The sequence below is a fragment of the Methylobacterium sp. WL9 genome (assembly GCF_008040035.1).
Taxonomy (GTDB): domain Bacteria; phylum Pseudomonadota; class Alphaproteobacteria; order Rhizobiales; family Beijerinckiaceae; genus Methylobacterium; species Methylobacterium thuringiense.
This window is the reverse complement of record NZ_VRVE01000046.1, coordinates 21,223-32,682: the sequence shown is the minus strand read 5'-3', so window position 1 is coordinate 32,682 and position 11,460 is coordinate 21,223. Positions and strand designations below refer to the sequence as shown.

The following is an 11,460-nucleotide window of genomic DNA, read 5'->3' as shown; positions in this document are numbered from 1 at the left end:
ACGTTGAGCTGCTCGGCATCCTCCGCGCCCGGCAGTGCCGCGATGACCTCCGATCGCCGCGAGCCGACCGCAAGCAGCGATGTCGGGAAACCTCGCCGCGCGAGCCTCCATGTCCTCCACTCTGAAAACGTCCTCCACCCTGAAGAAGATCGCCGTGTTCGACCTCGACGGGACGCTTGCGGACACTGCGGGCGACCTGATCGGGACGCTGAACGTGATCCTGGATCGGGAGGGGCTGGCGGCGTTGCCGCTGGAGCAGGCGCGGGACCTGCTGGGGGCAGGCGCGCGGGCGCTGATCCAGCGGGGGTTCTCGGCGGCCGGGGAAACGCTGGAGCCGGCGCGGCTCGAACGGCTGTTCCAGGACTTCCTGGAGCATTACGGGGCGCATCTCGCCGAGCGGTCGCGGCTCTATCCGGGCGTGGCCACGGCCCTCGACCGGCTGGAGGCGGAGGGATTCCTGCTCGCCGTCTGTACCAACAAGGTCGAGCGCCACGCCGTCGACCTGCTCGGCGCGCTCGGCCTCGGGCACCGCTTCGCGGCGATCGTCGGCAAGGACACGTTCGCGTATTCGAAGCCAGACCCGCGCCACATCACCGGCACCGTCGAACGGGCCGGGGGCGATCCGGCCCGCGCGGTGATGGTCGGAGATTCACGCGCCGACGTCGACGCGGCCAAGGCGGCCGGCATTCCGGTGGTGGGCGTGAGCTTCGGCTACACGGCGATCCCGATGCGCGACCTCGCCCCCGACCGCATCATCGACCATTTCGACGCATTGCCGGCGGCGGTGGCAGACCTCGTGCCGGCCTGACCCGGCCCCGACGACGTCGGCAAGCGCGACCCCGCGCCGCTGCCGATGCAGCGGACGATCCCGGAGGCGAAGCTGAAAGGATCACGTAGAAAATGGTGGACGGTGCAGGGATCGAACCTGCGACCTTTCCCGTGTGAAGAGTGTCGCACCCCGTATAAGGGGGTCTACAGGGGTATATAGCGGCCACCCTAAGCGACTGTCGCTGTTTGATTTTCTGGGATATCAAGGGTTACGTGGCGGTGCGGAAGTTTCGCATGCCCGTGCTGCCCATGTGCTACCCGGAGCCCGGTCCGATGAAGGAAAAGCTCACCGATACGCTGGCTGCGGCCTTCGTGCTGCGGACCGGTGAAACCGACGCTCTGCTATGGGATTCCGTCGTTCCCGGATTTTGCTTGCGCGTTCGACCGGGCGGGAAAAGCTGGTTCCTGAGCTATCGACCTCCCGGCAGGGGGCGGGCTGCCAACACGAAGAAGATGAAACTCGCATCGCTCGACGCGGTGCCCAAGGTGTCGGATGCGCGCAAGCTCGCACTGATCGTCCTCGGCGATATCGCTCGCGGCGCCGACCCATTGGCCGAACGAGCCAAACTGAAGGTCAAGGATCGAAGCAAGCTCGGCGACCTACTGGACCGGTACGAGCGCGATCTTGAGCGGCGTCGCTACGTGAACTGCAAATCGGTGATGAGCAGCCTGCGAATCAGGATGGGCCGGCTGCTCTCCCGGGATGTCACGACGATCACGGGCGCCGAATACGCGAGCATCATCGACTCGATCGTATCCCAGGGGCGCCTGGGAGCAGCCGACGATTTCCGTAAGCGCAGCCGCGCTTTCCTGACGTGGTGTGTCGCTGACGCGAAGGTTCTGGTCGTCAATCCTCTCGCAGGCCACCGTAAGCAGCGCGCGACAAGGGCGGACAAGCTGTCCAAGGAAATGAAGGGTCGAGCGTTGTCCGACGCCGAGCTCGTGAAGCTCTGGCACGCCACCAACTTGCACACGGCGGTGGGCCGATTGATTCGCTTTCTGATCCTGACGGGATGCCGTCGCGGCGAGGGTGCCGGGCTTACCTGGGCGATGGTTGAAGAGCTGACCGAGGTGCTAAACTTGCCGGCCATATTTACGAAGCAGGGCCGAGGCCACATCGCGCCGATCGCTCCGCAGTTGCGGACCGTATTGGACCTCTGCCCGCAAGACGCACGTTCCAACTTGGTATTCCCGTCCATAAGGACCGGACAGGAGATAAACGGCTGGACCAAGCTCGTGGATAGTCTCCGTAAGGAATCAGGCGTCGACTTCTGCCTGCACGATCTTCGGCGAACGTTCCGCACGGGACTGTCTCGGCTCGGCATCGACCCGGACACCGCCGAGTTGGCGCTTGGCCATGCCCGCGAGGATCTCGAGGCGATCTATAACCGTGACGACGCCATCCCGAAGATCCGCGCTGCCTTCGAGGCGTGGAGCAGCCACGTGTCAGCGCTGGTGAATCGACCGGCCGAGTTGAAGGCGGTTGCATGAAGCCGCCGGCCGGTTCCGGATCTCAGCATCCTTCCCGACGAAGAATTGCTAGCGCGAGCCTGGTGGTGGAAATCTGACGGATGGTACCAGCCCTGAGCGTCCAAGATGGTGAACATTAATTGTAATCAAACCAACTCTGGGTGGCGATCTTTGAGCGAACCTGCCGGCTGCCTGGTGCCTCATAAGGGGCTGGGATCCGTGAATCCAACAGGCCGTTTTCAAAACTTAACCTTGGTTTTTCCAAGATTAATCGCTCGCGATTTTAGATCTGTTCGATCTCCTGCCTGCGGCCCTCATTTCGAATCTCGCGATCGCACTGCCAGTCGTGCTGGTAAGCGTACTGACAGGCCTGTTTCTTTTCGCGCGGATTGACCAAACGCGCTTCCGAGCCATCGTACTAGTCTTGCTCACGGCGATCGGCTTCACACCTTCGCGGTCGCGGTTCCGGCTTAATTGCGCTGAATGTCCGGCACCGAGAGCTGTGCACGGAACGTGTTGCTTTCTGCCGCTGGCCCTTCAGACGCCGAACCGCACATAGTGCAAATCAGCTCAATCTATTATTCCCACGCGGGTGACGGCGCGTGCGATCGGCAATTCCTCGTCGGCGGCTACGACGTAAGTGGGGACCTTAGAACCGTCTTCGCTGATGCAGGATGCGCTTACTGCATTCCGTGCCTCGTCGAGAGCAATTCCGGCCCAGTTCAGGCCTTGGCAGATTGTCGAGCGTATCCGGGCGGAGCGCTCGCCGATTCCCGCAGTGAAGACGAGGGCGTCGAGGCCGCCGAGAGCTGCCATCATCGAGCCCGCCTCGCGCACCACGCGATAGGCAAACAGATCGAGAGCCTCCGCCGCGCGAGGATCCTCACTGGCGAGCAGGGTGCGCGCATCATTGCTGAGGCCGGAGACGCCTAGCAGGCCGGAGCGCCTATTGAGGATCTCGGAGACCTCGGCCGGGGCCATGCCGCGCTGCTCGATCAGGTGTAGCACGAGCCCGGCATCGATGGCGCCGCAGCGCATGCCCATCATCAGGCCGTCGAGGGCCGTGAAGCCCATCGTTGTGGCGATGCTGCGGCCCTCGCTCATGGCGCAGAGGCTGGCGCCGTGGCCGAGATGGCAGACGATGACCCGGCCCTTCGCAGCTTCGCCGGCAATGCCCGGCAGCACGTCGGCTATGTGCTGGTAGGACAGGCCATGGAAGCCGTAGCGGACGAGACCCTGATCGGTGAGTTCGTGTGGGATCGCAAAGATCTGGGCGAGGCGGGGCATCGTGCGGTGGAAGGCGGTGTCGAAGCAGGCGACCTGCGGCAGGCCGGGCCATGCCGTCGCCACCGCCCGGATCGCCGCGAGGTTGTGCGGCTGATGCGCTGGGGCCAGGGGGACCAAAGCGTCGAGGGCGGCCATCACCGAATCGTCGATCGCGACGGGCGTCGAGAAATCCGGCCCCCCATGGACGACGCGGTGCCCTGCCGCAACGAGGGCGACATGCTCCGAACGCCGGATGGCGTCGAGCAACCAACAGGTCGCGGCCTCGTGGTTGCTAGATTCCGACAGGGCCTCCCTGTCGAACAAGGCGGCTTCCCGTCCCGAGGATCCGCCGAACTGCGCCTTGCTGCCGATCCCCTCGATACCGCCCCGGCAAAGCGGCTCGAGCGACCTTGCCTGGAACAGCGCGAACTTAACGCTCGACGATCCGGCATTGAGGATGAGGATGGCTTTGTCCATGGCGCGCTTTTCCTCTCGGGTTATGCGCCTGGCGGCGCTTATTGGAGTGTCACGGCGAGGGCCTCGGCCGCTTCGCGGAGGACAGGGAGACGTTCGGCGGCATTGCTGCGCGACAGCCGCATTACCGGGGCCTGGAGTGCGAGCGCGGCGATGCAGTCACGGCCGTTGCGATCGAAGATCGGCACGGCTACGCAGAACAGACCAGACAGAAATTCCTCGTCGTCGAAGGCGAAGCCGTCGCACTTGATCCGGCTGAGTTCCGCTCGAAGGTCATCGGCATCGGCGAGGGTGTTGGCGGTGTAGCGCTCGAGCGTCAGGGTGCCGATCACCCGGTCGCACTTAGCCGGCGGCATCATCGCTAGGAACATCTTGCCGCTGGCGGAGGCGTGAGCCGGAACGCGCGAACCCTTCTGGAATGCGACACGCAGGGGCGCGGCCGCTTCGACGCGGTCGAGATACATGACCTCACTGCCCTCCAGGACCGTGAGGTTGCAGGATTCGCCAAGGGTGCGGACGACACGCTCCAGGATCTGGTGGCGCTGCGTCGAGCCGGGATTGTTCGAGAGGATTGCGAAGGCGAGTGCGGTGGCGCGAGACGCCAGCTCGTAGCGTCGGCCGTCCGGCAAACGGCGCAGCAACTCCGCTCCCTCCAGCATGCTGAGCCACCGGTGCAGCGTCGGCTTCGGCAGATTCGCGGTTTCCGTGAGCTCCGCGAGCGTGGGCGCGTGATCCATCGCTGCGATGATCTCCAGCAGGCTGAAAGCCTTGAGGGCCGGCGAGGATTCTGTGGCGTCATCCATGGTTGACGACTTCATATTTCATTTTCCTGAATGAAAAAAGCAAAAAAACGATATTTTTGTTGCGCGCCCTTGTTGATCGCGGATAGTTTCAGCCTGGGCGAGAGGCGACGGATCTTGCACGTCCTCACCCAGTTTCGGTCTGGCCGCCACGACGATGCGCCGCCGTCCGAGGTTACGAACGACCGTCAATGACTTGGCACAGCCAGGCTGGGAGAGCGCGCCATGAGGATGACCACGGAAGAGGCTTTCATCAAAGTTCTGCAGATGCACGGAATCGAGCATGCCTTCGGCATCATCGGTTCCGCGATGATGCCGGTGTCGGACCTGTTCCCGCGGGCCGGCATCACGTTCTGGGACTGCGCGCACGAGAGCAACGCCGCGCTCATCGCTGACGGCTACTCCCGCGTGACCGGCAAGATGGCGATGGCGGTGGCCCAGAACGGTCCCGGCGTGACCGGCTTCGTCACCGCGATCAAGACGGCCTACTGGAACCACACGCCGATGCTGCTGGTGACGCCGCAGGCGGCCAATAAGACCATCGGCCAGGGCGGCTTCCAGGAAGTCGAGCAAATGGCGCTGTTCGAAGACATGGTCTGCTACCAGGAGGAAGTCCGCGATCCGACCCGCGTCGCCGAGGTCCTGAACCGGGTGATCGAGAAAGCGTGGCGCGGTTGCGCCCCGGCCCAGATCAACATTCCGCGCGACTACTGGACTCATGTCATCGACGTCGAGCTTCCGCAGATTGTGCGGCTGGAACGTGCGACGGGCGGCAAGCAGGCTATCGCCGACGCAGCCGAACTTTTGGCCGGCGCCAAGTTCCCGGTAATCCTCAACGGTGCGGGCGTTGTCATCGGCGATGCCATCGCGGAATCCGTCGCACTGGCTGAGCGGCTCGATGCGCCGGTCTGCTGCGGCTACCAGCACAACGACTCGTTTCCGGGCTCACATCCGCTGGCCGTTGGCCCCCTCGGCTATAACGGCTCGAAGGCGGCGATGGAGCTAATCGCTAAGGCCGACGTGGTGCTGGCGCTGGGTACCCGCCTCAACCCGTTCTCGACGCTGCCTGGCTACGGCATCGATTACTGGCCGAAGAACGCCAAGATCATCCAGGTCGACATCAATCCCGACCGGATCGGCCTTACGAAAAAGATTTCAGTCGGCATCTGCGGCGACGCCAAGCACGTTGCGCGCGAACTGCTTGAGCAACTCTCCAGCAGCGCCGGCAACGCCGGCCGCGAAGAGCGGCAAGCGTTGATCCACCGCACCAAGTCGGCTTGGGCACAGGCCTTGTCTTCGATTGATCACGAGGAGGACGACGAGGGCACGAGTTGGAACTCGGAGGCGCGCGAACGCGAAAGCGAGAAGATGTCGCCGCGTCAGGCCTGGCGCGCGATTCAAGCGGGAATGCCGCGCGGCGCGATCATGTCGACCGACATCGGCAACAACTGCGCCATCGGCAACGCCTATCCGAGCTTCGAGCAGCCGCGCCGATACCTGGCGCCGGGCATGTTCGGCCCCTGTGGCTACGCCTTCCCATCGATCATCGGCGCGAAGATCGGCAGCCCGGACACGCCGGTCTTCGGATTCGCAGGTGACGGCGCCTTCGGCATCTCGATGAACGAGATGACCTCGATCGGCCGCGACGAGTGGCCGGCCATCACCATGGTGATCTTCCGCAACTTCCAGTGGGGCGCAGAAAAGCGCAACACGACGCTCTGGTACGACAACAACTTCGTCGGGACGGAGCTCGACCCGAAGCTGAGCTACGCCAAGATCGCCGAGGGCTGCGGCTTCGAAGGCGTGCGCGTCGACACGCAGAGGGCGCTGACGGAGGCGATCCAGCGTGCCGGCGAGGTGCAAAGCAAGGGCGTCACCACTTTCATCGAGGTGATGTTGAACCAGGAACTCGGCGAGCCCTTCCGTCGGGACGCGATGAAAAAGCCGGTTCAGGTCGCCGGCATCGACAAGGCCGACATGCGGCACCAGCGTCCGGCCTGATCCAGGCACTGCGACGGAAGGAGTGGGCGGCAAAGTCATCTGCCGCCCACATCGGCATCCGCCGTTACCGAACGTCAGGCCTCGGGTCCGGAACGAACCCATTTCGGTTCGGCATCGTCACCGCCGGTAGCGTACCGGCGTCCATGACCGCGTCGTCGGCCACGAGCCCATTTAGGTTGAGGATGTAGGCGACGACCGCATAGGTTTCGTCAGGGCTCAGCGATTGCGGCGCATTCATCGGCATGGCGCGGCGGATGTAGTCGAACAGCGTCGGAGCGTAAGGCCAGAAGCTGCCGACCGTTTTGATTGGCTTGGCGGATGCCAGAGAGCCCCGACCGCCGACCAATCCGTCGCCGATGCCACCCTCGCCTTTCGCGCCGTGGCAGGCGGCGCACTGGGCCGTGAAGAGCGCGCGACCCTTCGCAACGCTGCCCTGCCCCGGTGGCAGTTTTCGGCCGTCGCGATCGATATCGATGTTCCACCCCGCGACCTCGTCGGCCGTCGGCGCGCGTCCGAACCCGAAACGCTCTCCGGCGTGAGTGGACGCGCCAGCCATCGCCAGATGAACGGCGAGGAAGCACGCGGCCCTAGAGGTAGCCATTCGACACCGCGCCGCTGCTCGCGATCCGCCAGGGAACGATCGCGTTGTTGTGGTAGAAGGACTTCATACCGCGAACCTTGGTCAGATCGGCGAAGCTCGGCTGAATGTAGCCCGTCTCGTCTGTCGCGCGGCTCAGGATGACCGTCGGACGGCCGTCCCAGGTCCAAGGATAGCGAAAGCGGGTGAAGGCACGGTTCAGGACCGGTTCCTGAAGCTGCGCAGCTTTCCACGTGCTGCCGTCGTCAACCGAGACTTCGACCCCGGTAATGCGCCCGTGACCGCTCCAGGCGAGGCCCGTGATCTCGTTGAAGCCCCTTTCGATGCTGTGCGTCCCGGAAGGGCGCGTGATGATCGACTTGGCTTCCATGTAGAACGTGAACTGGCGCGCCGAGCCGTCGGGCATCGAGTCCGTGTATTTGGACGTCTCCTCCCGGGAATAGGCGGGTTCGGCGACGACGTTGAGCCGGCGCAACCACTTGACGTTCATGTTGCCCTCGAAGCCCGGCAGGAGGAGGCGGAGCGGATAGCCCTGTTGCGGGCGTAGCCGCTCGCCGTTCTGGCTGAAGGCGAGAAGGGCGTCGTCGAGGCATTTCTCGATCGGAACGCTGCGCGTCAGCGCGGCCGCATCGGCGCCTTCGGCGACGACCCATCTGGCATCCGGTTTCAGGCCGACCTCGTCCAAGATCGTCTTGAGTCTGACTCCCGTCCATTCGCAGCAACTCGCCAAGCCGACGAGATCCGACGCCGTCTTGCCTTGCTTGATCACTTCGAAGCCGGGATTGCCCGAACATTCCAGGAAGTAGATGTGGGACTCGGTCGGAAATCGCCGAAGCTCGTCCATGGTCAGGAGAAGGGGCCGCTCGACCAGCCCATGGATCATCAGACGATGCTGCGCCGGATCGATGTCGGGGATGCCGCCATGATGACGTTCGTAGAACAATCCGTTCGGCGTGATGATGCCATCGAGATCCTGCAGCGGCGTGCGACTGGCCGAGGAGGTGTACTGCTTGCCGTTCTTCGGGATGTTGCGGATGATACCCTTCTCGAACGGCGATGGCAGGCCGTAGGGCTGGCTGCCGACGTCCGCACCCGGCTCCCGCATCCATCGCGGTACGTTGGGGGGCGTATTGTCCGTGCTCGCGGTCGGTTCGGCCCTAGCAGGGTTCGCCACCAGATCGGCGAAGGTACCGCCGACCAGGGCGGTGCCTGCAGCCAGGATCTGTCGCCGGGATCTAGCCGGCCGGTCGACCAAGCCTGTCTCTTCTTGTTGACTCATGGTTTCCCCCAGCCATCCCCGGGACGCCTCATGTTCGACGAACGCTGGGACGCGCCTCCAAGCGCGTGCCCGCGCGTCGAAGGTCAGTATGTCGCCGCCAGATAATCCGCGATCGCCTTGGCGTCGGCCTCCTCGATCGGCGCACCATAGACCTTGATCATCTTCGTGACCTCGGCCGTCCAGAAGGCATGGCCCTTTCCGGCCGGCTGCATGGCGATGTAGTCCGGCGAGTGGCAGGTCAGACAATGGGCCTCTGCGACCTCGACTCCGGGACCCGGATGCAGCTTCGCCGTCTCCTGGGGCAGGTCGTAGGTCTTCGGAGCGGCGAACGCGGCGCTGGTCGACAGCCAGAATGCGGCGAGAGCCGCCGTACTGAAGCGGTTCATGGTGGGCTCCCTCAGCTTGCCGTGACGCGCGTCGTCTCGACGACGTTGCGCATGTAGCCGGGTGGGTTCCAGAGTTGATCCATCGGCTGGGTCTGCCCATCCTGGCTCGTCGCCTTGACCCGGATCGCGTGCGGCCCCTCGGCGAGGTCGACGTGCAGGCTCCAGGGCCGGAAGGCGAAGCGGCCGAGATCCTTGCCGAGTGCGGCCGGTGCCCAGCTCTTTCCGTCATCGGTCGAAACCGTGACCTCCTTGATGCCGGAGCCGCCATCGAAGGCGATGCCACGCAGGGGCGTCCTGCCGGCCTTGATCTTGGAATTGTTGGGCAAGTTGGTCACGAACGAGCGCACGTTGAATTTATTGATCGGTACTGTCTCCGCCGGCATCTTGCCGCCGGGCTCTGTGCACGCGCAGGCATTGGCCGGGATGCGGTAGGCCGGCTTCATCCAGAAGCTCTCGAAGACGGTATCGATCAGAGTGATCGCGTTCAGGTGCTTGAGCCAGTAGGTGCCGTAATAGCCCGGCACGACGAGCCGCAGCGGGAAGCCGTTGAGGAAGGGCAGATCCTCGCCGTTCATGGCGTAGGCCAGCAGGACCTCGCCGTTGGCGGCATGATCGATGCCGAGCGACTTGGCGAAGTCCGGGGTCGCCTCCAGCACCGGTCCGTCGAGTCCTTCGAACACCGCCTGCTTCACGCCAGGCTGGATCCCCGCTAGTCCGAGCACAGTCTTGAGCGGAACGCCCTTCCAGCGCGCGCAGCCCATGGCACCGTTGGCGAGCTGACCGCCGGCGACACGCGGTTCGAAGAAGCCGCGGGAATTGCCCGAGCATTGGTTGACCGCCGTGATCTCGACCGCGTCGAGCTTCTTCAAATCAGCGAGCAAAAGCGACAATGGCTTGTCGACTTTTCCCTTGATCTCGAGGCGGTAAGTCTCCGGGTCGATCTCGGTGGGCACGCCGGCGAGGTGGTAGCGCACGAAGAAGGCGTCGTTGGGTGTGATCGCTCCCTCGTCGAACACCGAGAACGGTGTTTCGAGCTGCGGTGGCCGACTCGTCATCTGGATCAGCGGGCGTTTGCCGGGATACGTTACCAGAGGCCGCTCGCCATTGCCGAATGGCAGCGTGACGTCCCCGGCACCGGCTGCCCGGGCGGAACGCCCTCCGAACGGTCCCACCGCGACGAGCGCGGCGGCGCCCGCTCCGCGCAGGACGTTACGTCGATGCAACATGGCTTCCTCCATCGTTAACGACCGCTCTTCGTCGGCCTCTTCCATCGAAGTCTGCGGTCAGCCGAGCCGAAGCAGGTGGATCAACCCGAGGCTGATCAGCAGCAGCAGGACGAGCGACAGCGTCACCGCCGCCGTGACGCGCGCGCCAACGCGCCCGATCACCCTCACGTCGACACCGAGTCCGAGGGCAGCCATCGAGACGACGGTGAGATAGCCGGCGATCTTCGTGATCGGGCCGACGGCGAAGTCGGGCACTAGGCCGAGCGAGCGACAACCCGCGAGGATGAGGAAGCCGAGGATGAACCACGGCACCAGCTTGAACGGATCGAACCTGCGGGACTTGGTCGGATCGGCCGGCGTGCCGATGAAGCGCGGTGCGAGCAGCGAGAGGCCGACGACGACCGGCCCGAGCATCAGCACGCGTACGAGCTTTACCAAGGTGCCGATCTGTGTCGCCACCAGTCCTGCCGGAACGGTGGCGGCGAGCACCTGTGGCACCGCGTAGACCGTGAGTCCGGCTAGGATGCCGTATTGGCTCGCGCCGAGGCCGAGCAGCGGGATCAGGAGTGGCAGGCCGAGCACCATCAGCACGCCGAGGATCGCCGTGAAGGAGATCGAGGAGGCGATGTCGTCGCTGCTGGCGCCGATCACCGGTGCGACTGCGGCAATGGCTGAGTTGCCGCAGATCGAGTTGCCGCAGGCGATCAGAAGCGACATCCGCACCGCCAAGCCGAGGCATCGGCTGATCGTGAAGCTCGCGATAATCGTTACGATCACAGTCGCGACGATGGCCGCGAGCAGGACGGGACCTGAGGCGACGATGGCCGCGAAGCTGATAGAGGCACCGAGCAGCATCACTGCGACTTCCAGGAGTTGCTTGGCGCTGAAGGCGATGCCGGAGCGCCAGATCTGGCTCGGCTGCCAGAAGCTCCTAATCGCCATGCCCAGCAGGATCGCGATGACGAGCGCCTCGATATAGGGGTGCTCGAAAGCGCCCTCCTCGGCATGCTGCAAGCCGATCGAGACGAGCGTCACCGAAATGCAAAGCGCGATGCCTGGCGCCAGAGCCGTGAGGCGCGCCACAATCGGATGCGGCGTTTTCGGCGTCACGAAATGATTTTCCTGCAGCATC

General features: G+C 64.4%; 11 protein-coding genes. 3 read left to right on the top strand and 8 right to left on the bottom strand.

Annotated features, from left to right (window positions below; all coding sequences use genetic code 11):
- The first annotated feature begins 109 nt into the window (after positions 1–109).
- On the top strand, positions 110–808 hold the full coding sequence (gene gph, locus FV217_RS14185; protein WP_147817826.1) for a phosphoglycolate phosphatase: 699 nt from the start codon (positions 110–112) through the stop codon (positions 806–808).
- Between the two features lie 293 nt (positions 809–1,101).
- On the top strand, positions 1,102–2,319 hold the full coding sequence (locus FV217_RS14180; protein ID WP_210245139.1) for a site-specific integrase: 1,218 nt from the start codon (positions 1,102–1,104) through the stop codon (positions 2,317–2,319).
- Positions 2,320–2,868: 549 nt separating this feature from the next.
- Here FV217_RS14180 and FV217_RS14175 read toward each other — a convergent pair.
- From FV217_RS14175 to FV217_RS22910, 3 genes are read right to left on the bottom strand one after another with little or no spacing between them, the layout of a single operon-like run.
- Complete coding sequence (locus FV217_RS14175; RefSeq protein WP_147817824.1) at positions 2,869–4,041, bottom strand: acetate/propionate family kinase; 1,173 nt, start codon at positions 4,039–4,041, stop codon at positions 2,869–2,871.
- A gap of 38 nt (positions 4,042–4,079) precedes the next feature.
- Positions 4,080–4,841, bottom strand: a complete 762-nt coding sequence (locus FV217_RS14170) for an IclR family transcriptional regulator (protein ID WP_246682787.1) — start codon at positions 4,839–4,841, stop codon at positions 4,080–4,082.
- 18 nt (positions 4,842–4,859) lie between these two features.
- On the bottom strand, positions 4,860–5,123 hold the full coding sequence (locus FV217_RS22910) for a hypothetical protein (RefSeq protein ID WP_187272561.1): 264 nt from the start codon (positions 5,121–5,123) through the stop codon (positions 4,860–4,862).
- Between FV217_RS22910 and xsc the strand changes: the two genes are divergently transcribed.
- Positions 5,064–6,839 (top strand): sulfoacetaldehyde acetyltransferase, encoded by a 1,776-nt coding sequence (xsc, locus tag FV217_RS14165; RefSeq protein ID WP_147817822.1) that lies wholly within the window; start codon positions 5,064–5,066, stop codon positions 6,837–6,839. The genes FV217_RS22910 and xsc overlap by 60 nt on opposite strands.
- A 64-nt stretch (positions 6,840–6,903) precedes the next feature.
- On the opposite strand, the gene FV217_RS14160 is transcribed toward xsc, so the two are convergent.
- The 5 genes from FV217_RS14160 to FV217_RS14140 form a co-directional block, all read right to left on the bottom strand.
- On the bottom strand, positions 6,904–7,395 hold the full coding sequence (locus FV217_RS14160) for a cytochrome c (protein ID WP_246682786.1): 492 nt from the start codon (positions 7,393–7,395) through the stop codon (positions 6,904–6,906).
- Between the two features lie 31 nt (positions 7,396–7,426).
- The gene (gene soxC / locus FV217_RS14155; RefSeq protein WP_147817820.1) at positions 7,427–8,716 is read right to left on the bottom strand and encodes a sulfite dehydrogenase; all 1,290 of its coding nucleotides are present in this window, start codon (positions 8,714–8,716) and stop codon (positions 7,427–7,429) included.
- A gap of 83 nt (positions 8,717–8,799) precedes the next feature.
- Complete coding sequence (locus FV217_RS14150; RefSeq protein WP_147817819.1) at positions 8,800–9,102, bottom strand: cytochrome c; 303 nt, start codon at positions 9,100–9,102, stop codon at positions 8,800–8,802.
- Positions 9,103–9,113: 11 nt separating this feature from the next.
- The gene (locus tag FV217_RS14145; protein ID WP_147817818.1) at positions 9,114–10,328 is read right to left on the bottom strand and encodes a molybdopterin-dependent oxidoreductase; all 1,215 of its coding nucleotides are present in this window, start codon (positions 10,326–10,328) and stop codon (positions 9,114–9,116) included.
- A gap of 57 nt (positions 10,329–10,385) precedes the next feature.
- On the bottom strand, positions 10,386–11,459 hold the full coding sequence (locus tag FV217_RS14140) for a putative sulfate exporter family transporter (RefSeq protein WP_187272560.1): 1,074 nt from the start codon (positions 11,457–11,459) through the stop codon (positions 10,386–10,388).
- Between the last annotated feature and the right edge of the window lies 1 nt (position 11,460).